General features: G+C 62.2%; 23 protein-coding genes and 2 riboswitches. Of the genes, 16 read left to right on the forward strand and 7 right to left on the reverse strand.

Features of this window, described 5'->3' with window-relative positions; translation table 11 throughout:
- The first annotated feature begins 180 nt into the window (after positions 1-180).
- From AR689_RS12380 to AR689_RS12400, 5 genes are all read left to right on the forward strand, one after another.
- Positions 181-672, forward strand: a complete 492-nt coding sequence (locus tag AR689_RS12380; protein ID WP_062070559.1) for a DUF805 domain-containing protein — start codon at positions 181-183, stop codon at positions 670-672.
- Between the two features lie 165 nt (positions 673-837).
- Positions 838-2,037, forward strand: a complete 1,200-nt coding sequence (gene lhgD / locus AR689_RS12385; RefSeq protein WP_062070561.1) for an L-2-hydroxyglutarate dehydrogenase — start codon at positions 838-840, stop codon at positions 2,035-2,037.
- Between the two features lie 64 nt (positions 2,038-2,101).
- A complete protein-coding gene (locus AR689_RS12390) occupies positions 2,102-2,329 on the forward strand; it encodes a hypothetical protein (protein ID WP_062070563.1) in 228 nt (75 codons plus the stop codon).
- A gap of 125 nt (positions 2,330-2,454) precedes the next feature.
- A complete protein-coding gene (locus AR689_RS12395; RefSeq protein WP_024819766.1) occupies positions 2,455-2,757 on the forward strand; it encodes a DUF4193 domain-containing protein in 303 nt (100 codons plus the stop codon).
- A gap of 216 nt (positions 2,758-2,973) precedes the next feature.
- Entirely contained in the window at positions 2,974-3,519 is a 546-nt protein-coding gene (locus AR689_RS12400) for an AMIN-like domain-containing (lipo)protein (RefSeq protein WP_062070565.1), read from the forward strand.
- 46 nt (positions 3,520-3,565) lie between these two features.
- On the opposite strand, the gene AR689_RS12405 is transcribed toward AR689_RS12400, so the two are convergent.
- The 4 genes from AR689_RS12405 to map all read right to left on the reverse strand — a co-directional run bounded on the left by AR689_RS12405 (position 3,566) and on the right by map (position 7,255).
- Complete coding sequence (locus AR689_RS12405; protein ID WP_062070567.1) at positions 3,566-5,104, reverse strand: APC family permease; 1,539 nt, start codon at positions 5,102-5,104, stop codon at positions 3,566-3,568.
- A 12-nt stretch (positions 5,105-5,116) separates the two neighbouring features.
- Positions 5,117-6,127, reverse strand: a complete 1,011-nt coding sequence (locus AR689_RS12410) for an agmatine deiminase family protein (RefSeq protein WP_231745644.1) — start codon at positions 6,125-6,127, stop codon at positions 5,117-5,119.
- Between the two features lie 11 nt (positions 6,128-6,138).
- Entirely contained in the window at positions 6,139-6,279 is a 141-nt protein-coding gene (locus tag AR689_RS23080) for a hypothetical protein (RefSeq protein WP_156424593.1), read from the reverse strand.
- 202 nt (positions 6,280-6,481) lie between these two features.
- Positions 6,482-7,255, reverse strand: a complete 774-nt coding sequence (gene map / locus AR689_RS12415; protein WP_062070571.1) for a type I methionyl aminopeptidase — start codon at positions 7,253-7,255, stop codon at positions 6,482-6,484.
- A 67-nt stretch (positions 7,256-7,322) separates the two neighbouring features.
- Between map and AR689_RS12420 the strand changes: the two genes are divergently transcribed.
- Positions 7,323-7,625, forward strand: a complete 303-nt coding sequence (locus AR689_RS12420) for a helix-turn-helix domain-containing protein (RefSeq protein ID WP_062070573.1) — start codon at positions 7,323-7,325, stop codon at positions 7,623-7,625.
- 38 nt (positions 7,626-7,663) lie between these two features.
- On the opposite strand, the gene AR689_RS12425 is transcribed toward AR689_RS12420, so the two are convergent.
- Entirely contained in the window at positions 7,664-8,245 is a 582-nt protein-coding gene (locus AR689_RS12425) for a helix-turn-helix domain-containing protein (RefSeq protein ID WP_062070575.1), read from the reverse strand.
- Between the two features lie 101 nt (positions 8,246-8,346).
- On the opposite strand from AR689_RS12425, the gene AR689_RS12430 reads away from it, so the two are divergent.
- Complete coding sequence (locus AR689_RS12430; RefSeq protein WP_062073769.1) at positions 8,347-9,354, forward strand: NAD(P)/FAD-dependent oxidoreductase; 1,008 nt, start codon at positions 8,347-8,349, stop codon at positions 9,352-9,354.
- A 93-nt stretch (positions 9,355-9,447) separates the two neighbouring features.
- Here AR689_RS12430 and AR689_RS12435 read toward each other — a convergent pair whose 3' ends face one another.
- A complete protein-coding gene (locus AR689_RS12435) occupies positions 9,448-10,671 on the reverse strand; it encodes an amidohydrolase (RefSeq protein ID WP_062073770.1) in 1,224 nt (407 codons plus the stop codon).
- A gap of 90 nt (positions 10,672-10,761) precedes the next feature.
- Here AR689_RS12435 and AR689_RS12440 point away from each other — a divergent pair, with 90 nt between their 5' ends.
- Entirely contained in the window at positions 10,762-11,421 is a 660-nt protein-coding gene (locus AR689_RS12440) for a cyclodeaminase/cyclohydrolase family protein (RefSeq protein ID WP_062073771.1), read from the forward strand.
- Positions 11,422-11,505: 84 nt separating this feature from the next.
- On the opposite strand, the gene AR689_RS12445 is transcribed toward AR689_RS12440, so the two are convergent.
- Positions 11,506-13,056, reverse strand: coding sequence for an MFS transporter (locus AR689_RS12445; protein ID WP_062070577.1), 1,551 nt, complete (start codon positions 13,054-13,056; stop codon positions 11,506-11,508).
- Between the two features lie 72 nt (positions 13,057-13,128).
- Here AR689_RS12445 and AR689_RS12450 point away from each other — a divergent pair, with 72 nt between their 5' ends.
- From AR689_RS12450 to AR689_RS12485, 8 genes are all read left to right on the forward strand, one after another.
- Positions 13,129-13,671 carry a TetR/AcrR family transcriptional regulator gene (locus tag AR689_RS12450; protein ID WP_062070579.1) on the forward strand — a complete coding sequence of 181 codons (543 nt, stop codon included), beginning with the start codon at positions 13,129-13,131 and terminating at the stop codon, positions 13,669-13,671.
- 90 nt (positions 13,672-13,761) lie between these two features.
- A riboswitch (glycine riboswitch) is annotated at positions 13,762-13,859 on the forward strand.
- A 1-nt stretch (position 13,860) separates the two neighbouring features.
- Positions 13,861-13,983, forward strand: a riboswitch (glycine riboswitch).
- Positions 13,984-14,035: 52 nt separating this feature from the next.
- On the forward strand, positions 14,036-16,882 hold the full coding sequence (gcvP, locus tag AR689_RS12455) for an aminomethyl-transferring glycine dehydrogenase (protein ID WP_062070581.1): 2,847 nt from the start codon (positions 14,036-14,038) through the stop codon (positions 16,880-16,882).
- 13 nt (positions 16,883-16,895) lie between these two features.
- The gene (gcvT, locus tag AR689_RS12460) at positions 16,896-18,044 is read left to right on the forward strand and encodes a glycine cleavage system aminomethyltransferase GcvT (RefSeq protein WP_062070583.1); all 1,149 of its coding nucleotides are present in this window, start codon (positions 16,896-16,898) and stop codon (positions 18,042-18,044) included.
- A gap of 158 nt (positions 18,045-18,202) precedes the next feature.
- Complete coding sequence (gene gcvH / locus AR689_RS12465) at positions 18,203-18,589, forward strand: glycine cleavage system protein GcvH (protein WP_024819780.1); 387 nt, start codon at positions 18,203-18,205, stop codon at positions 18,587-18,589.
- Positions 18,590-18,882: 293 nt separating this feature from the next.
- Positions 18,883-20,295 (forward strand): L-serine ammonia-lyase, encoded by a 1,413-nt coding sequence (locus AR689_RS12470; protein WP_062070585.1) that lies wholly within the window; start codon positions 18,883-18,885, stop codon positions 20,293-20,295.
- Between the two features lie 41 nt (positions 20,296-20,336).
- A complete protein-coding gene (locus tag AR689_RS12475) occupies positions 20,337-20,588 on the forward strand; it encodes a hypothetical protein (protein WP_062070587.1) in 252 nt (83 codons plus the stop codon).
- Positions 20,589-20,603: 15 nt separating this feature from the next.
- Positions 20,604-21,425 carry a DNA/RNA non-specific endonuclease gene (locus AR689_RS12480; RefSeq protein WP_062073772.1) on the forward strand — a complete coding sequence of 274 codons (822 nt, stop codon included), beginning with the start codon at positions 20,604-20,606 and terminating at the stop codon, positions 21,423-21,425.
- A gap of 109 nt (positions 21,426-21,534) precedes the next feature.
- Complete coding sequence (locus AR689_RS12485; RefSeq protein WP_082697949.1) at positions 21,535-22,623, forward strand: lipid II:glycine glycyltransferase FemX; 1,089 nt, start codon at positions 21,535-21,537, stop codon at positions 22,621-22,623.
- The last annotated feature ends 7 nt before the right edge of the window (positions 22,624-22,630 follow it).

Raw genomic sequence — 22,630 nt, forward strand, 5'->3', positions numbered from 1 at the left:
TCGAACAAATTTGGGTCTCATGAGGAGCCTCGTGGAACGAAATATTGCGTTACCAAGCTAAATCCGGGTTAATTTCCTCCATCGAACTGCCTTATTCGCTGTTGGGGCATTACGATAAGCACGACTCACACTGAGCACTAAGCTCCATCACGACTCACACCTAACCCGGGGGATATACCAATGAGCTCTTACCCGCAACAACCGCAACAAACTGAGCAGTACGGCGTCCAGGCCGGCGAGCCGCCGCTGTGGGCTCCGTACTACGGCGCTCCGATCGGCGCAGCCGTCACGCGTTTCTTCAAGAAGTACACCGCATTCTCAGGCCGCGCCAGCCGCAGTGAATACTGGTGGGTCGCCCTTGCATTGGGCGTCGTCGGGATCGTCCTGCAGATCCTCACCGGCATTCTAGGTGCGGCTGGATCCACCACTACCAGCAGCGGAACAGTTCCAGGCCCGGGAGCTGTTGTCGGCCTCATCCTGATTGCCGTTTTCTACCTGGCGGTCCTTATCCCGTCCATCGCACTGCTGGTTCGTCGTCTGCACGATGGCAACTTCAGTGGATGGCTGGCTCTCCTCGGACTGATCCCGTTCGTGGGTGGACTTGCCATCCTGGTCTTCGCGCTCCTGCCGTCCAACCCGGCCGGTCAGCGTTTCGATCAGCCGACTGCATAGTCACCACCACGGCAAGTAATACCTGCCAATGAAAAGGGCGACACCTCGCGTGTCGCCCTTTTTCGTGCCATTTTCCGGCCTTACCTGCCGCTCGGGTAATGCGCATGAAATGCTGAGAACCACCCTGCAACGCCCGACCCACCCCTACGACGAGGAGTGCCAGCCATGAGGACCATCAAACGCTGCGCCGTGGTTGGTGGCGGGATCATCGGTATTGCTGTGGCGAGGGAACTGACCAACAGGCTCGAGGGCGTCCAGGTCACCGTCTACGAAAAAGAAGACCGGCTGGCAGCACACCAGACTGGACACAACTCCGGTGTGGTTCACGCGGGCCTGTACTACGAACCCGGCGGGCTGAAGGCGAAGCTGTGCCGCAGGGGAGTGGAGCTGCTGCAGGAATTCTGCGCCATGAAGAACCTTCCCTACGATTCCTGCGGCAAGCTGGTCATCGCCCAGACCCCCGAGGAATCCAAGCGCCTGGACAGCATTTTCGCCCGAGCCACAGCTAACGGGGTGCCGGGCGCTCGCATGCTGCGCGGTGACCAGATACGCGAGGTGGAGCCGAACGCCGTCGGGCTTTCAGCTTTGCACTCGCCGGAAACGGCGATCGTTGACTACAGGGCCATCACCAACGCGCTCGCCGACGACGTCCGCAGCTCGGACGGGACCATCCGTCTGGGACAGGAAGTCATCGCGCTTGAGCAGCAGGACAGCGGTGTGGTGGTGAGTACCAAGGACGGCGGCGAGCATTACGACCTCGTGGTGGTTTGCGCCGGTCTTCAGTCGGATCGGGTGGCCGAGGCGACCGGTGAGCCGGCGACGCCACGGATCGTGCCGTTCTTTGGACAGTACTTCCTGTTGGGCAAGGAAGCCCGGGACCAAGTGCGCGGCCTCATTTATCCCGTCCCGGACCCCAAACATCCCTTCCTCGGCGTCCACCTCACCAAACGCATCGACGGCGAAATGCTGCTCGGCCCGAATGCGTTCATCTCCTTCGGCCGCGAGTCCTACGCGTGGAACGAGGTGAACGTTCGCGACGTCCTGAATTACACGCTCTTCCCGGGGTTCTGGAATTTCGCCCGACACAATGTGCCCTCAGCCGTTCGCGAATTCCAGACCGTGGTGAGCAGGAAAAAGTTCATCCGCGAGGCCATGCGCTTTGTACCCTCCCTGGAAGGGGCCACCATTCTTCCTGGCACCCGGGGAGTGAGGGCCCAAGCCATGAACGGTGACGGTTCGCTGGTGGACGACTTTGTCATCGCACGACGCCGGGACACGGTCTTGGTGCGCAACGCACCGTCTCCGGGCGCTACGTCGTCCATGGCGATAGCGGAGTACATCGTGGAGCAGGCTGTGCAGGACTGAGGAGTTAACAAGCTCGTGATCCACCGGAAACCGCCTCCAAACGCGGGCTGGATACCGTTACCGCATGATCGGATCACTAGCCTCGCTTGCCAGCTCAGTCGGCACCACCATAGCGGCCTGGATCGAGGCTGCCTACGTCCTGGATTGCACGGATCCGTCAGCGGAGGAACACGGCCTGGGCGGGCAAGGAACCAGGAGCGACTTGTCGTGGCTACCTGCCCTCAGCGGCGTCACTGTTGCCAGCGCGCAGGCCATCCAAGCTCACGCCCTGAGGGTACATACAGAACCGTAGAACCCGCCGGGAATGCTGCAGAATGTCGCGTTGGGCACACTATTCGTTGATCACGAGTAATATGCCCTAAACTGCTTCACTGAGGTGCCGGAATAGGCACTATGCAGCAACGAAAGCGAACCTCAATGGCTACTGATTACGATGCCCCGCGCAAGACAGAAGAAGAGTCTCCCGCCGAATCGCTTGAGGCCCTTCAGGCATCCCGTGGAAACACTGCGCAGACTGCGGTTATCGACGTCGAGGAAAACGATACCGCCGAAGGAATTGACCTGCCCGGTGCAGATCTTTCCGGTGAAGAACTGACTGTCATTGTGGTCCCGGAGCAGTCTGACGAATTCACGTGCGGCTCCTGTTTCCTGGTCCGTCACAGGTCCCAGATTGCGCTGGAAAAGAACGGTCTGAAGTTCTGCAAGGACTGCGAAGGCTAAGTAACGCCCGGGTCTCGTTATCTTCGATCACGAACATGTGCCCGAAGACCCTTGATGTGGCCGCTGATCACTCAAAAAACCGCTCTTCAATAACTCTCTTGTGACCGCAGCTGCACCCACTTAACGGTTGCGCCCCGAAGCGGCCACAACCCGCCCAAACACCCTGATGCACTCCTACTGTTGAAGTATCAACTTCGCCTGAAGGGGGCACAAAAAATGAGGAAACTTGGAGCGGGTTTGGCAGCGGTCATGGCTGCTGCCGGGCTCGGTCTGGTGGCACCGGGGCCCGCCTCGGCAGCTACATATTGCGGCATCTCGTGGGGTTCCATGGCTAAGGCCGACCTTGACTGGAGTTCCGCCAATGTCACCAACGTCCGTACGGGTCAACAGCCCTGCTACGACCGCCTGGTGATAGATATGACCGGGAAGGTAGCCGGTTACGTGGTTCAGTATGTTCCGGTGGTGACCCAGGATGCTACCGGCTATTCCATCCCTGTTCTGGGGGATGCTGATCTGCAAGTGATGGTCACGGCGCCGTCGTACAACCAGTACAGCCAGCCGACGTATCTGCCGGCAGCCAAGGCTGAACTGTCCAACGTCTCCGGGTACCAAACGTTCCGGCAGGTGGTTTATGCGGGCAGTTTTGAGGGCACTACCAGCATCGGGCTGGGTGTCCGGGCCCGCCTTCCGTTCCGGGTGTTCACCTTGGACGGGCCCGACGGCGGTTCTCGCCTGGTGGTGGACGTGGCGCATCGCTGGTGATTGACGGGGCGCTGAAGTGCCCAGATCGCGGGGTTGCAGCGGCGTCTTACTCCGGCACAACCAGTGCCGGCGTATCCTTCCGGATGGTCTCGCCGCGGAAGAACCCGGGCCGAACGCGGGACATGATCAGCATGACCACCGCGCCCAACGCCAGGATCCCGATGCCGAGCACGAACACGAGCCCCACTCCGAAGATTTCCGAGCCACTGCCGAACTCAGGAGCCCAGCTGTCCACGGCGGTCTGAAGAAACACCACGAAGAGGCCAACGCCGCCCAGCAGCGGGCAGACGAGCCGCAGGAAGAAGTTCCTCACGCTGGAGAAAACGCTGTTCCGGAAGTACCAGACGCACGCGATGGCCGTGAGCCCGTAGTAGAAGCAGATCATCAGGCCCAGGGCCAGGATGGTGTCGTTGAGGACGTTCTCGCTGATCACGTGCATCACCGCGTAGAAGCCCGCGGACAGGACACCGGCCGCAATGGTGGCGAAGCCCGGCGTCGAGAACTTCTTGCTCATGTGGCTGAAGCGCTCCGGCAGGGCGCCGTAGTGCGCCATGGCCAGCAGGCTGCGGGACGGCGACGTGAACGTGGACTGCAGGGATGCGGCAGAGCTGGAGAGTACGGCGAGGGACATCAGGATGGCGAACGGACCCATGACCGGTGATGCCAGTGCTGTGAAGACGTTGGCGTGGTTCTCAGCGTTGTTGAGGCCGATTCCTGTGTCGCCGACGCCCGCAAACATCATGGTGGCGATGGTGACCAGCAGGTAGATGCCCAGGACGATCACCGCTGTGAGCGTGCCTGCGAGGCCGGCAGTCTTCTTACCGTTGGCAGTTTCCTCGTTCACGGTGAGGCAAACGTCCCAACCCCAGTAGACGAAGATCGACAACGAGATACCGGCGGCGATCTGGCCGAAAGTCTCGACCTTGGTGACGTCGAACCAGTCCCAGCTGAAGGGAACAGCGGACTCGGACGTGGACCAGTTGGCGAAAGCCATGGCAACGAACAGGCCCAGGACCAGCAGTTGGAAACCTACCAAGCCGTACTGGACGATCTTGGTGGTGTGAAGGCCCCGGTAGCTGATCCACACGGCCAGCGCCACGAAAACGAAGCAGGTGGCAACGTTGAGCAGCTTGTTCGAGGCGAGGTCGGCAAGCTCAGGTGAGCCCGTGGCCTGCGCCAGGAAGAGGTAGAAGAAGTCCACGGCCACGCCAGCCAGGTTGGATAGGACGATGATGTTGGCTGCGAGCAAACCCCAGCCGCCCATCCAGCCAACCCAGGGGCCGAAAGCCTTGGTGACCCAGGTGAAGGTGGTGCCGCTGTCCGGGGAGTCCGCGTTGAGCTCCCGGTAGGCCAGCGATACAAGGATCATCGGGATGAAACCGATCAGGAAGATGACGGGCAGTTGCAGCCCCACCTCGTTGACGGTTGGGCCGAGCGCACCGGTGAGCGTGTACGCCGGGGCGATGGTTGAAATGCCAAGAACGACGACGGCGAGGAGCCCCAACTGCCCCGTCTTCAGTCCCTTGCCGCTGATGTCATGCGACTCTGCGGCGTTACTGCCGCTGCGGTGGATTGTCTGGCTCATATGAGGCCCTTTCTAGATGGCCGAAGGCTGCTGCTGCGTAATGCAGTGGATGCCGCCGCCCCGGGCGAACAGTTCGCGCGCGTCAACACTGATCACGCGGCGGCCGGGGTAGGCATCGGCGAGAATGCGGAGGGCTTTCTCGTCCATGGGGTCATTGAAACTGCAGGCGATGACCCCGCTGTTGACCACGAGGTGGTTGATGTAGCTGTAATCCACATACCCCTCGTCGTCGGTGAGTGTTTCGGGGGCGGGAACTTCGATGATGTTCCAGTCCCGGCCAGCTGCGTCGTGGGTGGTGCGCAGGAAATCGATGATCTCGCGGGAGACGTGGTGGTCCGGGTGTTCCGGGTTCTGCTGCGAGTGGACCAACAAGGTGCCCGGGCTTGGAATTGCGGCCACGATGTCCACGTGTCCGCGGGTGCCGAACTTTTCGGAGTCGCGTGTGAGGCCCCGGGGAAGCCAGATCACGTGAGTAGCGCCGATGGTCCGGGCGAGTTCCTGCTCGATGTCAGCCTTGGTCAGGCCAGGGTTGCGGCCTTGGTCCAGCTGAACCGTTTCGGTGACCAGGACAGTGCCCTCGCCATCTACCTGAATGCCCCCGCCTTCGTTGACGATCCCTGAGGGGAGATGCCGGGCGTTGGCGCGGCCGCTGATGGCCTCGGCGATGAGCGAGTCCTTGTCCCAGGTTGCCCAATCCTGGCCACCCCAGCCGTTAAAGATCCAGTCCACAGCACCGAGTTGCCTGTTGGCGTCCAAGACGAACGACGGTCCGATGTCCCGCATCCAGGCGTCGTTGAGGTCAGCGGTAATTACCTCAACGCGTGGGTCCAGGTAGTGCGCAGCTGTTTCGACGTCGTCGGGCGATACCACCATGGTGACGGGCTCGAACTCGAGGATGGCGTTCGCGACGGCGGCCCAAGTGGAGCGCGCCGCGTGCGCCTCTTCGTCGGTGTCACCCAAGGTGTAGCCGCCGGTGGGGAAAGCCATCCAAACGCGGTCCTGGGGAGCCGTTTCCGATGGCATGCGCCACGCGCTCACGTGGTAACTGCCTGGGTATGTTGCGTTTTTACTGTGCCGAGCGGGGCGTTGGGGTCCACCGCTTCGGCCGGGTGCCGATATGTCACCGGGCCGGTGGTCAGGGAAGCGAAGGCTTCCACGTGTCTGATTTCAATCATGGGGGGTTTACTCCGTGAGACGACTGTCACTAAATGAATAGCGTTCATTTAGTATGACGGGAGTCACCCTCAAGCGCAAGATGCGGTGTGAGGCGTCTCAGGGAGTGAACCGGTTTGCCCGGATTCCGCATTCGTTCGCCCCGCGCCCCGTTCAGCGTTGAGTCACCCGAACAAGGGCGGGAGCGTCCGGGAAATCATTGGCTCAGAGTGTCGGCAGGGTCAGAATTTCGGCTCCGTCGTCGGTGATGGCAATGGTGTGCTCGCTGTGGGCGGTGCGGCACCCGGTCGCGCTGCGGAGCGTCCAGCCGTCGGCGTCTGTTACAAGCTGGGCGGTATCGGCCATCACCCAGGGCTCCAGGGCCAGCATGAGACCAGGGCGTAGTTTGTATCCTCGGCCGGGTCGGCCCATGTTTGGTACGTGAGGCTCCTGGTGCATGGTTGAGCCAATGCCGTGGCCTCCGAACTCGGTGTTCACGGGGTATCCGGCGTCGCTCAGAACTGAGCCAATGGCGTAGGAGAGATCGCCGATGCGGGCGCCGGGCCGGGCGGCCTCGATGCCCGCGCGCAATGCCCGTTCGGTTGCTTCGATCATCGCGACGCTCTCGGCCGGCTTAGACTCGCCCACGATGAAGCTGATGGCGGAGTCCGCCGCGATTCCGTCCTTCAAAACCGCCAGGTCCAGCGTCAGCAGGTCGCCGTCAGCCAGCTTGTAGTCCGTGGGCAATCCGTGCAGGACTGCATCGTTAACTCCGGTGCAGATGTAGTGGCCAAATGGCCCGCGACCAAAGGAGGGCGCGTAGTCCACGTAGCAGGAGACGCCTCCGGCCTCGAGGATCATGCTCTTTGCCCATCGGTCTATGTCGAGGAGGTTGGTGCCCACCTTTGCCCGGCCTTTCAGCGTGTGCAAAATGTTGGCCACCAGGGCGCCGGCTTCCTTGGCGCGGCCTAGTTCTGTACGGCTCAGGATCTCAATCATGCGAGGCCTTTCATGTGAAAACCAATAACTATCCCGGCCATATTATCCCGGTATTACAATTGGAGCCATGGTCAGGTTGCCGCTTACACCCGCAGAGGCCGAGCGCGGACAACGCCTCGGTGCTCTTTTGCGTCGCGCCCGGGGGGAACGCTCCATGCTGGAGACTGCTCTGGATGCCCGCGTCTCGCCCGAAACGCTCCGAAAGATCGAATCAGGCCGGGTGGCGACGCCTGCGTTCCCCACCGTCGCAGCAATTGCGGAGGTCCTCGGACTCTCCCTCGATGAGGTGTGGGCTGAGATCAACCAGCAGGAGCATAGGGTCGAGCCGGCGGGTCCGCGTCGAAGTGCGCGTGAATGGCTGGCTTCGTAACCTGAGTTTCCCGTAATCAGCGCTCAGCGCTTGCCGCCTCAGCGTTTGGGGCGGGCCCGCACGTGGAGCCGTTCGCCCTGCTGCCCGAAGAGGGTGAGGAGCTCCACCGGTTCTGTGGTGGCGCTGGCAAACCAGTGTGGTGTGCGGGTATCAAATTCCGCCACCTCGCCCGGTTTCAGGACAAAGTCGTTCTCGCCCAGCACCAATCTGAGCTTGCCGTTGAGGATATACACCCAGTCGTAGCCCTCATGCGATTGCGGCGTGGGAGTCTCCTTGCCTGTGCCGCCCCTGAGGACCATCTTGAAGGCCTGGATGCCGCCGGGGCGTCGCGTGAGGGGAACGGCCGTTCCCCACTCGTGAACGTGCGGTTTGAGGTGAATGCGGGGATCGCCTGTTTCCGGGGCGTCAATAAGTTCTTCCAATGGGACCTGATACAGCCGCGCGATGGGGAGAAGAAGCTCCAGGGTGGGTTTGCGTTGGCCCGATTCCAGCCTGGAAAGCGTGCTGACGGAGATGCCGGTGACTTCCGAAGCCTCCGTGAGGGTCACGTTGCGTTGGGTTCGCATGGCACGCAGGCGAGGGCCGACGGCGTCGAGCATGGTGCTGAAATCCGTAGTCATGCTCCAAGTTTGCCATATTGGCAAACTTCCTTGCTGATTCAGCGGATCCTGACCAACCATGGAAGGAGCGGCGCAGGGTCGCTGGAGATGTGGAGGCATTGGTGAGTACGGAAAATGAGAACAACCGGGTCGCGGGGGAGTATGACGTCGTTGTGGTGGGAGGTGGCGCAGCTGGGTTAAGTGCTGCGGTCACCCTGGGCAGGGCTTTGCGGTCCGTCCTCGTCATCGACGCCGGGGAGCCGCGGAACGCGCCCGCAGCCGGGGTGCACGGATTCCTCTCGCGGGACGGAGTCAATCCCCAGGAGCTGCTGAAACTCGGACGAGCGGAGGCGCTCCAGTACGGGGCGGACATAATGTCCGGCATCGCACTTGGCGCACGCTCGACGGCGGAGCCAACGGCCGGTTCAGAGCTCGCCTTCGAGGTGGACCTGGCTGATGGTCAAACTGTCAAAGCGCGCCGACTACTGGTGACCACCGGGTTGGTGGACATCTTGCCCGAGATCGAGGGCATCCGGGAACGCTGGGGCCGCGACGTCCTGCACTGCCCGTACTGCCACGGCTGGGAGGTCCGGAATCAAGCAATCGGAATCCTGGGGTCAGTGCCCATGGCCTTGCACCAGGCGTTGTTGTTCCGCCAGTGGAGCCCCGACATCACCCTGTTCCTCAATGACATCGTGGAACCGACAGAAGAACAGTGGGAACAACTGGCTGCCCGATCCATCAACGTGGTGGACGGCAGAGTCCAGGCCCTGCGAATAACTGACGACGCTTTGACGGGTGTGGTCCTGGCATCGGGAACCATGATTCCGGTGGACGCTGTAGTCACCGGCCCACGGCTGGAGGCAAGATCCGGCGTGCTGGAAACCCTGGGCGTCCCCATAGTGGAGCACCCGATGGGTGTTGGAAGCCACGTTGACGTCAATCCCATGGGCGGTGCTACGTCGGTGCCGGGTGTCTACGCTGCAGGAAACGTCGCCGATCTCATGGGGCAGGTGATGGCCTCCGCAGCCGCAGGTGTCATGGCAGGTGCTGCAATCAATGCAGATCTCATGATGGAGGAGACCAACCGGGCTGTTGAGGATGCGCGCACGTTAGTCGTATCCCACTAGGCCGGATACTGGGCCGCACCGAAAAGCACGTTAAGGAAAGGCGCCGCGCTCGCAGCGCCTTTCCTTCTCGGTCTGCCTTGGGACAAAGCAGTCCTACGACTTAGTGGCCAGGAACTCCCGGGCAGCCGTCACCAGCGCTTCCGTTCCGCGCGCCAGCGTCGGTTGGATGACTGGCGCAAAGTACGGCGAGTGATTCGAGGGAATGTCCTCTGGAAGGCGGCCCGTTGTGGCGAATTCCTTGAACAAAGCAGGCTCAGCACCGCCTAGGAACCAGAAAACCAGCGGAGCGCCTGCGGCCTTCGCCAGGGCTCCCACGTCTTCGCTTCCGGACACGGGGCCAGGATCAATGATCTGTGTCTCTCCGAACTTTGCCGTGAACGCAGCTGACACCCTGCCGGTTGCGGCTGCGTCGTTGACGGTCAGCGGGAAATGCTCTTCAAACTGAATTTCGGGGTCCTTGGGAGCGCCCGAAGCTGTGGATTCTCCCTTGGCAATGCGCTCAATGGAACCAAGGATTTTGTCCCTGGTGCCGTCACTGAAGGTGCGGACGCTGAGGCCCAATGTTGCCGTTTCGGGAATGATGTTGTTCTTGGTCCCTGAGTGAATCTGCCCCACCGTCACCACCGCAGAGTCATTGGCGGCGAGCTCGCGCGAGACAATGCCCTGCAATCGCACAGTAGTCGCGGCAGCCATGAGCACCGGGTCAACAGTGGTCTCCGGACGCGATCCGTGGCCACCTCGTCCATGCAAGGTGATGTTGAGGGAATCTGCGGACGCCATGGTGACGCCGGCACGCATGCCGAACCATCCCGCGGGGAAGGGGGCCACATGTTGGCCCAGGACGACGTCCGGTTTCGGCACCACGTCATACAGCCCGTCGGCAACCATGGTTTCTGCCCCGCCGCCCCATTCCTCGGCCGGCTGGAAGAGAGCGATCAGCGTGCCTTGCCACTCATCACGCTGCGCGGCCAGGACCTCCACCGCGCCAACAAGGCAGCTCACGTGCACGTCATGGCCGCAAGCATGCATGACTGGCATGTCTTTGCCCTCATGATCAACACCCACTGCCGTGCTGGCATAGTCCAAACCCGTTGCCTCTTTCACTGGCAACGCATCCATGTCTGCCCTGAGCATCACCACTGGTCCGGGCCCATTGTCCAAAACCCCAACAACACCGGTTTTTCCGATGTTGCGGTGAACGGCGAAGCCAAGATCTTCGAGGTATCCCGCGGCGATCCCGGCTGTTCGGGTCTCCTGGAAGGATAGTTCGGGGTTGGCGTGCAGGTCCTTATAAAGCTCTTCGAGGTCAATGGTCATGAATCTGCCCTTTTCGTTCGACGCCATGGTGTGGCCAGTGTATCCAGCCCATGGATGCAAAGCCTGGGAAGCCCCGGCACACTGGATGTCATGAACCATTCCGAGTCAGTCACCACACAGCTATCCACTGTTGAGGAGTGGACCAAGGCGTTGGCGGAATCCAGCGGATCCCCGGGCGGCGGCGCCGGAACAGGGGTGATGCTCTCCATCGCGGCCTCGTTGACGTCCATGGTGGCCGGATACACCGAGGCGGAGAAGTCCCAGCGCGAGCAGCTCAGCGGCGTTCACTCCCGTGCTCACGAACTCCGTCAAACGGCCCTTCAACTAGCCGACGACGACGCTTCCGCCTCCAACGCCTTCGGCGCAGCCTTCCGCTTGGATCCCGGACCTGAACGCGAGGACGCCATTCATCGAGCCTCCGTCCATGCCGCGAAGGCATCAGCGGTCCTCGGGGAGCGGGCGATCAATGCCATTGAAGACCTCGGCTGGCTCGCATCCAACGGCAACCCTGCGCTGATCGCGGACGTCGTGGTGGGCTTCGGAGCCCTCCGCGCGGCCATCGCCGGAGCCCGGACCAATGTGAGCTTCGACCTCGCATCCCTGACCTCGGCTGGCGCCACGCTCGAGGAAGTCAGGGAACAACACCCGCAGCTATGGAACACTGTCAGCCGGCTCAGCGATGCCCTCGACAGAATCGACGAGCTGACCGCCGTCGTCGACAAGAAAGCGGCGCCAACCGAAGCGCTGTGAGGCCCGGTTTGCGTGGCAAATCCCCAAAGAACCACGCAGAGCGGGCCTCACAGCGGCATTACTGCGCCTTCGGCGCTCTACCTATTACTGCGCCTTCGGCACACGCCGGAGCACGACGGCGGCGAGCACTGCCGCGCCGGCCATCAGTACCAGCCCAATCGCCGCAGTGATGTGGACGCCGGACTCGAACGCTGTCCGGGCGGCGTGTGTCAACGCCTCCGACAACGGGGCCGGAAGTGCGGCCGCCGCATCAACAGCGCCGGCGAGCGTCTCACCGGAATTCCCGGCAGCTTGCTCGGAGATGCCGTCCGGCATGATCAGGTTGTGCTGGTAAGAAGCCGTGAGGATCGAGCCAAGCACTGCCGTTCCCAACAGTGACCCCAGTTCGTAGCCGGTCTCGGAGATAGCCGAGGCGGCACCGGATTTGTCGGCCGGCACTGAAGCCAGGATGAGGTCGTTGGAGATGGTCTCCGCAGCGCCCACGCCGACGGCCAGGACGGTCAGGGCTGACAACAGGAACACCGGTCCGCTGCCGTGATCGCCCACTACGACGATCAGATAGCCCACGGCACTGAGCGTCAGGCCTGCGGCCACAACGAACCCTGGCCGTACACGCTTGACCAGCGGTACCACCAGCAGGCCGGCGATGACCGTTGCCAGGAGGGCGGGAATCATCGCGATACCGGCCTCCATGGGGGACTGGCCCTCAACAAGTTGCAGGTGCTGGGCGAAGAAGTAGATGAAGCCCGTCATGGAGAACAGGGACAGGACGTTCGCCACGATTGCCGTGCTGAACACCTTGTTCTTGAACAAGGCAACATCCAGCATGGGGTTCACGATCCGCTGCTGGCGACGCACGAACAGGATGCCCATCACCAGGCCAAAGCCCATGAAGGCAGCTGCGGACGCCCCGAAACCATGAACCGCGAATTCCTTGATCCCGTAAACGAACGGCGCCATGGTGACGACGGAGAGGAGGATGCTGCGCGCATCCACACGTCCGGGATTGGCATCCTTGGACTCGGGAATCAGTACCCGGCCGAAAGCAAGCAGGGGCAAAAGCAGGAATGCTGCTACCAGGAAAACGGCGCCCCACCAGAAGTGCTCCACCAGCCAGCCGCCAAAGATCGGGCCAAGGGCGGCGCCGCCGGAGAAGCCTGCAGCCCAAACGGCGATCGCGAGCCGGCGACGGTTGGGATCGGTGAAAATGTTCCGGATCAGGGACAGGGTTGAGGGCATCAGCATGGCACCGAAGACACCAAGGCCGGCGCGGCCGGCAATCAGCCATTCAGCGGACGGTGCGAATGCTGTAGCAGCCGAAACCGCTGCGAAGCCTGTGCTGCCGACCAGCAGCAGCCGCCGTCGTCCGATCCTGTCGCCCAAGTTGCCCATGGACACCAACAGCGCGGCGAGGACCAGCGGGTAGGCGTCAACAATCCAGAGCAACTGGACGCCGCCAACGTTCAGGGATCGGGCGATTTCGGGGAGGGCAAAGGTGAGCGCTGTGTTGTCGACGGCCACCAGCAGCACCGGAAACATCAGGAGCGCCAGTGCCGTCCAGTCGCGCCACGGTGCTGCCTGGCCCTTAGCGGGGTGGGCGGAACGGGGTGCTTGGGTTGAGGACGGCGAGAACATGTCATCACTATACCGTCCAGACGGTATAGTTTCAAATATAGCCCCCGAGAGCCTTTAGGGAATGATGGACACATGCCACGAAAACCAATTGCCCGGGACGCCGTCCTGGATGCCTTTGAAGCCCTCCTCATTGAAGTGGGGGAGCGGGCTGCCACGCTCGATGCCGTTGCCAAGCGTGCAGGGGTATCCAAGGGTGGGCTGCTCTACCACTTTCCCAATAAGGAAGCGCTGATCACGGCCCTTTTGGAGCGCTTGGACCTGCTCGCCGATGAAGACACCGAAGTGATGAAGGCCGCGCCCGATGGTTCGGCTGCCTACTTCATCAGGTCCTCGCTCTGGGCAGATACGCCCATGGACCGGGCCTTCGTTGCCGCTACCAGGTTGGCTGAAGTGGCTCACGAGGAAACCCGCCGCAGGTTTGCCGCCATCCAACAGCGGTGGCTGGACGTGCTGGCAGAAGACGTCGGACCGGACGTTGCCAAGGCTGTCAGCTACATGGGCGATGGCCTCTACTTCAACGCGATTTTTGAAGGCGGCCAGGAGGGCGGCAACGCCGGGCGGGAGGCCGACGTCGAAATCCTGTTGGGAGTGCTCGAGCGGCTACGGAAGCAGTAGTTCCTCCATTTGCTGCTGAGGCCGGAGCGTAGGACAATTAACTCCTGTGGCGTGCCCAGCGTGGCGCCCACATACAACTGAACATGCCTTTGATCTGCGGCGGGAGAGTCCTGCAAGCTAGTGATGCAGGCGCCGTAGGAGCAAACCCTCCCCAGGAATCTCTCAGGCCCACGCACCGCCGCGGCAAGGCAACTCTGGAAAGCAGCAGGCACTCGGCACCTCAGGGTGAAGAGAGCTGTGCTCACCGACGGTGCAAGCGATGGTTGTCCCACAACGCGCGGAAACTCTCAGGTCCAATACAGAGCGGGGAGGAACCCAGCCGCTGTGGCGTACCCAAACGCTGCCCAAGTAATGGAGTTCCTTCGTGACGGTTAGTTCTGCCTCCACCACCTTCGTCGATCGGCATATCGGCGCACGCCGCCAGGCCGACATTGAGACCATGCTCAAGTCCGTCGGTTACGACACCGTTGATTCCTTGGTCGACACAGCCGTCCCGAACGATATCCGCCAGGACGTTGCCCTCACCCTGCAGAACGCCCTGAGCGAAGTTGAAGTTCTTGCCGAGCTCCGCAAGCTCGCTTCGAAGAACAAGACCGCCGTCCAGATGATCGGCCAGGGCTACTACGACACCGTGACGCCTCCGGTGATCCGCCGCAACATCCTTGAGTCCCCGGCCTGGTACACCGCCTACACCCCGTACCAGCCGGAAATCTCCCAGGGCCGTCTTGAGGCGCTCCTGAACTTCCAGACCATGGTGCAGGACCTGGTTGGCCTGCCGATCGCCAACGCCTCCCTGCTGGATGAAGCAACCGCCGTGGCCGAGGCCGTGCTCATGATGCGCCGTGCCAACAAGAACAAAGCTGTCCAGGATGGCAAAACCGTTCTTGACGCCGACTGCCTGCCGCAGACCATCGCCATCGTGAAGGGCCGCGCCGAAGCGCTCGGCTTCGAGGTTGAGGTGGCCGACCTGTCGCTCGGCCTCCCGGAAGGCGCCATCAACGGCGTCGTCCTGCAGCAACCGGGTGTCTCCGGCCGCGTGTTCGATCACTCCGCCGTGATCGCTGACGCCAAGGAACGCGGCGCGCTGGTTACCGTCGCTGCCGACCTCCTTTCCCTGACGCTCATCACCCCTCCCGGTGAGCAGGGCGCGGACATCGCTGTTGGTTCCGCGCAGCGACTGGGCGTCCCGCTGTTCTTCGGCGGCCCGCACGCTGCGTACATGGCCGTCCAGAAGGGTCTGGAGCGTTCCATGCCCGGCCGCCTGGTGGGCGTTTCCAAGGACGACGCCGGTGTCCCCGCCTACCGCTTGGCGCTGCAGACCCGCGAGCAGCACATCCGCCGCGAGAAGGCCACGTCCAACATCTGTACCGCGCAGGCCCTGCTCGCTATCGTCGCGTCGATGTACGCCGTCTACCACGGTCCCGAGGGCCTGAAGGCGATTGCGGAGACCGCTCACAGCCACGCCCGCACCCTCGCAGCGTCCCTGAAGGCTGCCGGCGTCGAGGTCCTCCACGGTTCGTTCTTCGACACCATCACCGTCCGCGTTCCCGGCAAGGCCGGCGAGCTCGTGGCCGCTGCCGAGGCCAAGGGCATCAACCTGCGCGGCATCGACGCCGACACTGTGGGCATCTCGGTTGATGAGACCACTACTTCCGCGATTGTGGCCGACGTCGCAGCGGTGTTCGGCGCTTCAGTGGCTGAAGCCGCTGAAGGCTTTGCGCTTGAGGCCTCCGTGGAGCGTTCCAGCGACTTCATGCAGCACCCGGTGTTCAACACCCACCGCTCCGAAACCCAGCTCCTGCGTTACATCCGCAAGCTCTCTGACCGTGACCTCGCGCTGGACCGCACCATGATCCCGCTGGGCTCCTGCACCATGAAGCTCAACGCCACGGCTGAAATGGAGGCCATCTCGTGGCCGGAGTTCGCCTCCATCCACCCGTTCGCCCCGGACTCCCAGACCGAGGGTTGGCGTGAACTCATCACCGACCTCGAAGCCCAGCTGACCGAGATCACCGGCTACGACCAAGTGTCCATCCAGCCCAACGCCGGTTCCCAGGGTGAGCTCGCAGGCCTGCTGGCCATCCGCGGCTACCACCTCTCCCGTGGCGACGAACAGCGCAACGTCTGCCTCATCCCGGCTTCCGCGCACGGCACCAACGCGGCCTCAGCGGTACTCGCCGGCATGAAGGTTGTTGTAGTGGCCACCGCACCCGATGGCACCATCGACCACGTTGACCTCAAGAACAAGATCGAAGCCCACCGGGATGCCCTCTCGGCCATCATGATCACCTACCCGTCCACGCATGGCGTGTACGACGCCGACGTCCGCGAAGTCTGCGACGCCATCCACGAGGCCGGCGGCCAGGTGTACATCGACGGTGCCAACCTCAACGCACTCGTCGGGCTCGCCCAGCCGGGCAAGTTCGGTGGCGACGTGTCTCACCTGAACCTGCACAAAACCTTCTGCATCCCGCACGGCGGCGGCGGACCCGGTGTAGGCCCGGTCGCAGCCAAGGCGCACCTCGCACCGTTCATGCCGGGCGATGCGGCGTCCTGGACCGAAGGTAACGACGTCCCCATTTCGGCTTCCCGTTTCGGCTCCGCCGGTGTGCTGCCGATCTCCTGGGCTTACGTGAAGCTCATGGGTGGCCAGGGCCTCACCGAAGCCACCAAGTCTGCGCTGCTCGCTGCGAACTACATCGCTTCCCGCCTCAACGATCACTTCCCGGTTCTTTACACCGGCGAAGGCGGACTTGTGGCACACGAGTGCATCCTGGACCTCCGCGAACTGACGGCCAAGACCGGCGTCACCGCTGAAGACGTGGCCAAGCGCCTCATCGACTTCGGCTTCCACGCGCCCACCTTGGCCTTCCCGGTGGCGGGCACGCTCATGGTGGAGCCCACCGAATCCGAAGACCTCGTGGAGATCGACCGCTTCATCGAAGCCATGATCACTATCCGTGCCGAGATCGAGCAGGTTGCCCACGGCGACTTCTCCGTGCAGGATTCCCCACTCCGCCGCGCACCTCACACGGCAGCCGCCGTCGTAACCTCTGATTGGGACCGCGCGTACCCGCGTGAGCAGGCCGCCTTCCCGGTCCACCACCTGAAGCAGGACAAGTACTTCCCGCCTGTTGGCCGCATTGACGGTGCCGCCGGAGACCGTAACCTGGTGTGCTCCTGCCCGCCGATCGAAGACTTCGAGAACTAAGGGGTTCCGGAAAATGACTGAGAACTACACAGCTCTCTACGAAGAGCACAAGAAGCTCGGCGCCTCCTTCACCGACTTCGGTGGCTGGCAAATGCCCCTCAAGTACTCCTCGGAGTTGGCTGAGCACCACGCCGTCCGCAAGACCGCCGGCCTGTTCGACCTCTCCCACATGGGCGAAGTCTGGGTCACCGGTCCCGAGGCTGCCGCGTTCCTCGACTACGCCTTGGTAGGCAAGATCTCCGCCATGGCCATCGGTAAGGCCAAGTACTCGCTGATCTGCCAGGAAGACGGCGGCATCATTGATGACCTCATCGTCTACCGCCGTGCCTCTACCGAAGAAGGCTCGGACAAGTTCCTGGTGGTCCCCAACGCAGGCAATGCTGCCGTTGTTGCTGCGGCGTTGTTGGAGCGTGCCGCTGGTTTTGACGTCGTCGTCGAGGATGCTTCCGCCGAGACCTCGCTGATCGCCGTTCAGGGGCCGCTCGCTGAAGAGATCCTCCTTCGCCTCGTCCCGGCCGAACAGCACGCACTGGTCACCGAACTCAAGTACTACGCGGCGGTTGACGTCCCGTTCACGTTCGACGGCGGCACTCAAGACCTGCTGCTCGCCCGCACCGGGTACACCGGCGAAGACGGCTTCGAGATCTTCGTGGCCAACGAATCAGCTGCCGCGCTGTGGCAGGCCATTGTGGCTGCCGCGAATGAAGGCGAACTGGTTCCGGCCGGGCTGGCATCGCGCGACTCCCTGCGCCTGGAAGCAGGCATGCCCCTCTACGGCAACGAGCTCTCCCGGGAAGGCAACCCCTTCGCTGCAGGCCTTGGGCCGGTTGTTGCGCTCTCCAAGGAAGGCGACTTTGTTGGCAAGGAAGCACTCGCTGCCCTGAAAGCGTCCGGTGCTGGTTCTACGTCCGGCCGTAAGCTTGTGGGTCTCAAGGGCCTGGGACGCCGGGCAGGCCGTGGACACTACCCGGTCCTCAAAGACGGCGCAGTGGTTGGCGAAGTCACGTCCGGTCAGCCCAGCCCCACGCTCGGCTACCCGGTAGCGTTGGCGTATGTCGACGTCGAGTTTGCCGGGCAGGGGACTGCACTGGACATCGATCTGCGGGGTAAGAGCGAGCCGTTCGAAGTCGTCGCGCTGCCGTTCTACAAGCGGGTTCGCTGAGTCAGTCGCCTTCGGCCGGAGGCCGGACTCGCGTGGCCGTTCGGTGGGGGAGCGGATTCCGGAAGCGTGCGTCAAAGCGACGAAGGAGCAGCACGCGGAGGAATTCGGTGCCCCACCATCCCACCCATAGTTTTGACCAACCATAGTAAGGAATCAGAATGCCCAAAGTAGCGCCCGAACTTCAGTACTCCGACGAGCACGAGTGGGTTTCACGCGGAGACGGGAACTCCGTGTCCGTTGGTATCTCCGAAGTTGCCACCGACGCACTGGGTGACATTGTGTACGTTGACCTGCCCGAGGTAGGTTCCTCTGTGACTGCGGGCGAGACCTGCGGCGAAGTTGAGTCCACCAAGTCCGTTTCGGACCTGTACTCGCCGGTTACTGGCGAGGTCACGGAGATCAACGACGCCGTTGTTTCCGACCCCGCCCTGATCAACAACGATCCCTACGGTGCCGGCTGGTTGTTCAAGGTCGCCGCTGAGTCCGAGGGCCCGCTGCTCTCGGCCGAGGAGTACGCCTCCAAGAATGGCGGAGACCTCTCCTAACTGCCTGCGCCCGAGTCCATTTCGGGGGTTCGCTGCGGGATGTGCCGTGCGCACGGCATGTTCGGCAGGGAATCCCCGAATCGGGGAATGGCGTCCGTTCCATCGGGCCACCCAAGCACGCACACTGTGGCGTAGCGTGGGATTGTTGAACTGAATAGTATTGCGACGCCGGGTTGCCGCCTTTGGGGGCCATCCGGCGTCGTGCTTCGGTCGTTTTCCGCCACAAGCGGGGACGGCCCTCCGGTAGGACCATCTGCCGGACCGTTTTCAAGCTTTGTTAAGGAATCCCGACCATGGCTGTTGGCGTTTTCGATCTGTTTTCTGTGGGTATTGGCCCGTCGAGTTCTCATACTGTGGGGCCGATGCGTGCTGGGGCGGTGTTTGCTGGTGAGCTGAAGGACGCTGGTGTCCTGGGTTCGGTGGCATCGTTGCGTGTTGATTTGTATGGGTCGTTGGCTGCGACGGGCAAGGGGCATGGGACCTTCACTGCTGTGCTGCTGGGCTTGGAGGGGTACCACCCTGAGTTGATCCTGCCTGAGGAGGTGGAGGAGCGGCTCGCGGCGATCGCGGAGACTGGAGTGCTGAACCTGGCTGGTGCTTCGGGTGAGGGTGCGGAGTTGCCGTATGCGGTGGAAGACATGGTTCTGCATCCGTTGACTGTGTTGCCGCGGCATACGAATGGGATGAAGTTTGCTGTCTCTGACGCGGAGGGGAAGGTGCTGCGGGAGGCGACGTTCTTTTCGGTCGGTGGTGGGTTCATTGTCCGGGAGGGTGAGGAGGACGCGGCCCTGGAGGATCTTGAGGAGTCGAAGAAGGAGTTGCCCTTGCCGTTTAGGACGGCGGCGGAGTTGTTGGGCCGGTGCGCGTCCAAGGGTTTGGGTTTCAGCGACATCATGTTCATCAACGAGCGGGCGTCCCGGTCTGAGGAGGAGATCCGTGCGGGTCTGTTGCATATTTGGGCTGTGATGGAGGCCTGTGTTGAGACGTCGTTGAAGCGTGAAGGTGTGTTGCCGGGTGGTTTGAGGGTTCGTCGTCGTGCACCGGATTGGTTGGAGCGGCTCCTGAAGGAGGACAAGGACCGGAATGATCCGAAGTATTGGCAGGAGTGGGTGAATTTGATCGCGTTGGCGGTCAATGAGGAGAACGCCACTGGTGGTCGGGTGGTGACGGCGCCGACTAATGGTGCGGCGGGCATTATTCCGGCGGTGTTGTATTACGCGTTGAACTACGCTCCGGGGATGGATCAGGCCACCCAGGCGGATCGGGATGATGTGGTGGTGAAGTTCTTGCTCGCTGCTGGTGCGGTGGGGGTTTTGTATAAGGAGCAGGCGTCCATTTCGGGTGCTGAGGTGGGGTGTCAGGGTGAGGTGGGTTCGGCGTCGTCGATGGCTGCTGCTGGTTTGGCGGAGGTGATGGGTGGTACGCCGGGTCAGGTGGAGAACGCTGCGGAGATCGCGATGGAGCATAATCTGGGGTTGACGTGTGATCCGATCGGGGGGTTGGTGCAGATTCCGTGTATTGAGCGGAACGCGATCGCGGCGGCGAAGGCCATTAACGCGGCGAAGATGGCGTTGTGGGGCGATGGGACGCACCGGGTCTCCCTGGACGAGGTGATCGTGACGATGCGGGAGACGGGCAAGGACATGTCCACTAAGTACAAGGAAACCGCGATGGGCGGCCTCGCCGTCAACGTCGTCGAATGCTGATTCTGTAGGCTGTGACTTCACAACTGCCTCTGGGGGACCGTATGGAAAACCAACCGAATCCGATTGTCCCTACGCTGTGGGAAACTGCCGTATTGGGCGCCGGGGCAGTGTCAATCCTTCTGTTGGTAGCCGCCGTGATCCTGGTACTTCGCACTAAGTCCTTCTCACCGGGCGTTCGGTTCGCATTGGCGCTGCTGGCGTTTGCTGTCCCTGTCATCGGCCCAGTGGCGGCCGTTGTGGTGGCACTTCTTGAGCAGCGAAGGGCCCGGCGCCCCATTACTGTCAGCCCCTGATGTCATGCTGTGTCCATGAGCGGGGGATACAGCAGGGACTTTTTGCGGACACGGCTTGAACTGCCCAGTCCGCAGGCAACCACCATTCTCTTGGACTACACCCACTTCTCTGTGCGCTTCCGGGTTACCCGGAAGCTCGCGGCGATTGTGGGGGTCAACATCAACGGCAAGGAACTGGTGCCCCTGGCCCGCGAGGGTTCATGGCATGTGGATGACAGAATCCCCCGGGAACAGCAAGCCGGCCCGGATCTGTACAAGAACAATGCGTTTGATCGCGGTCACTTGGTCCGGCGCCTGGATCCGGTGTGGGGCGATGCAGCAACGGCGAAGAAAGCCAACCAGGACACCTTTAGCTATACCAACGCGGCACCACAGATTGATGACTTCAATCAGGGCAAGGAGTTGTGGGTGGGGCTGGAAGATCACGTTCTGGGCCATGCAGACGCCCATGACGCGAAGCTCAGCGTGTTCACTGGGCCGGTGTTCGTCGATGACGATCCTGTGTATAGGGGAGTTCAGATTCCTCGGAAGTTCTGGAAGATCGCGGCATGGACCAACGACGCCAAGCTGGCCGCTGTCGGCTTTGTGCTGGACCAATCGCCCATGCTGGGCAAAGTGGAGCTGAAAAAGGCGATCGGCCAGCGACTCCTTGAAGGTGAGCCACCGCCGCTGGGGCCGTTCCGGACATTCCAAGTACCCATCGGGCAGATCGCAGACCTCACCGGGCTCAGCCTCAGCCGGCTCATCAACGCGGATCGTCTTGTGAAGGGCCAGCGGGAATCCGGAATGGAAACCAAAGCCATCAGGCTGGAGAGCGCAGACCAGATCAGGCTCTAATCCCTTGGTAAATCAGCGGAATCGGGCGATATCCACATACCCCGATAGACTTGGGGCTGCATGTCCGCATGCGCACTACGCTTTTGAACACTGCACCAAAACCCTGAGATTGGACACGGCCACCTTGCGAGAATTTACCGCCCGCTTTGCCACCGCCGAGGAAATCGATAACTGGGACAAGCACGTCACGGCGAATCCGAATGGCGGCAACATGCTGCAGTCGGATGCCTACGCGGCAGTCAAAGACGGAAACGGCTGGCTGGTCCGGCGGCTCGTCGTCGAGACTCAGGAGTACTCCAGCTACAACCTGCTCCTGGAGAAGAAGTTCCCTGTGATGGGTCGGCTCTGGTACCTGATCAAGGGGCCTGACGTCGCAGATGTCAGCGATATTCAGCCTGCCCTCACGGCAGTCGCCGCGCTGGCTCGCGAGAAGAAAATGAACGTCTTCAGCATCAAAATCGAGCCAGACATTGTTGAGTCGGCTGAAGCAACAGCGGAACTCCAAGCCGCCGGCCTGGTCAAGGCTCCCAACATCCAGTCCAACGATTCCACGGCGTTGCTGGACATATCGGCGCCGGCCAATGAAGTCCTGCGCAGCATTTCTTCCCGTGCCCGCAACGCCGTCCGCAGGGCCGAGCGTGAAGGCTGCGAGGTAAGGCAGGCAGAGCCGGGCGAGGACAGCTACCGCAAGCTCTACACGCTCATGCAGAACACCATGAACGCCAAGGGGGCCATGCCCCTGCGAAACTACGAGTACTACTCCAAGTTCTGGGAAGAATTCTGCAGCCGCGGACAGGGCCATTTCTTCTTTGTCTACGAGGACGGCGCGCCCAGCGTTGGTGCTTTCGTCATCAACTACGGCTCCAAAGCCACGTACAAGGACGGCGGGTCCACCCAGAACCGTAAGCAGTACGGCGACTCCCATCTGGTCCAATGGGCGGCCATCCAGCGTATGCAGGAATTGGGGTGCGTGGAATACGACTTCTGCGGAACACCGCCCGCTGCAAGGATCAAGGACAAGACCCACCCGCTCTATGGACTGGGTTCGTTCAAGACGAGCTTTACCAAGACCGTCACGGACTTCGTCGGCTGTTACGACCACGTCCTGGGACCCGTCCGCCACAAACTGTGGCTCAAGGGCGCGGAGCGCATCTTCCGTCGACTCGAAACCATGCGCACCGGCGGCCAGTTCTACTGAGGTCCCA

The sequence above is a fragment of the Arthrobacter sp. EpRS71 genome, from assembly GCF_001512285.1.
Lineage (GTDB): Bacteria > Actinomycetota > Actinomycetes > Actinomycetales > Micrococcaceae > Arthrobacter.

Coding starts and splice junctions, on each gene's coding strand:
- AR689_RS12380 (WP_062070559.1), top strand. CDS start 181: ATGAGCTCTTACCCGCAACAACCGCAACAAACTGAGCAGTACGGCGTC.
- lhgD (WP_062070561.1), top strand. CDS start 838: ATGAGGACCATCAAACGCTGCGCCGTGGTTGGTGGCGGGATCATCGGT.
- AR689_RS12390 (WP_062070563.1), top strand. CDS start 2,102: ATGATCGGATCACTAGCCTCGCTTGCCAGCTCAGTCGGCACCACCATA.
- AR689_RS12395 (WP_024819766.1), top strand. CDS start 2,455: ATGGCTACTGATTACGATGCCCCGCGCAAGACAGAAGAAGAGTCTCCC.
- AR689_RS12400 (WP_062070565.1), top strand. CDS start 2,974: ATGAGGAAACTTGGAGCGGGTTTGGCAGCGGTCATGGCTGCTGCCGGG.
- AR689_RS12405 (WP_062070567.1), bottom strand. CDS start 5,104: ATGAGCCAGACAATCCACCGCAGCGGCAGTAACGCCGCAGAGTCGCAT.
- AR689_RS12410 (WP_231745644.1), bottom strand. CDS start 6,127: ATGCCATCGGAAACGGCTCCCCAGGACCGCGTTTGGATGGCTTTCCCC.
- AR689_RS23080 (WP_156424593.1), bottom strand. CDS start 6,279: ATGATTGAAATCAGACACGTGGAAGCCTTCGCTTCCCTGACCACCGGC.
- map (WP_062070571.1), bottom strand. CDS start 7,255: ATGATTGAGATCCTGAGCCGTACAGAACTAGGCCGCGCCAAGGAAGCC.
- AR689_RS12420 (WP_062070573.1), top strand. CDS start 7,323: ATGGTCAGGTTGCCGCTTACACCCGCAGAGGCCGAGCGCGGACAACGC.
- AR689_RS12425 (WP_062070575.1), bottom strand. CDS start 8,245: ATGACTACGGATTTCAGCACCATGCTCGACGCCGTCGGCCCTCGCCTG.
- AR689_RS12435 (WP_062073770.1), bottom strand. CDS start 10,671: ATGACCATTGACCTCGAAGAGCTTTATAAGGACCTGCACGCCAACCCC.
- AR689_RS12440 (WP_062073771.1), top strand. CDS start 10,762: ATGAACCATTCCGAGTCAGTCACCACACAGCTATCCACTGTTGAGGAG.
- AR689_RS12445 (WP_062070577.1), bottom strand. CDS start 13,056: ATGTTCTCGCCGTCCTCAACCCAAGCACCCCGTTCCGCCCACCCCGCT.
- AR689_RS12450 (WP_062070579.1), top strand. CDS start 13,129: ATGCCACGAAAACCAATTGCCCGGGACGCCGTCCTGGATGCCTTTGAA.
- gcvT (WP_062070583.1), top strand. CDS start 16,896: ATGACTGAGAACTACACAGCTCTCTACGAAGAGCACAAGAAGCTCGGC.
- gcvH (WP_024819780.1), top strand. CDS start 18,203: ATGCCCAAAGTAGCGCCCGAACTTCAGTACTCCGACGAGCACGAGTGG.
- AR689_RS12470 (WP_062070585.1), top strand. CDS start 18,883: ATGGCTGTTGGCGTTTTCGATCTGTTTTCTGTGGGTATTGGCCCGTCG.
- AR689_RS12475 (WP_062070587.1), top strand. CDS start 20,337: ATGGAAAACCAACCGAATCCGATTGTCCCTACGCTGTGGGAAACTGCC.
- AR689_RS12480 (WP_062073772.1), top strand. CDS start 20,604: ATGAGCGGGGGATACAGCAGGGACTTTTTGCGGACACGGCTTGAACTG.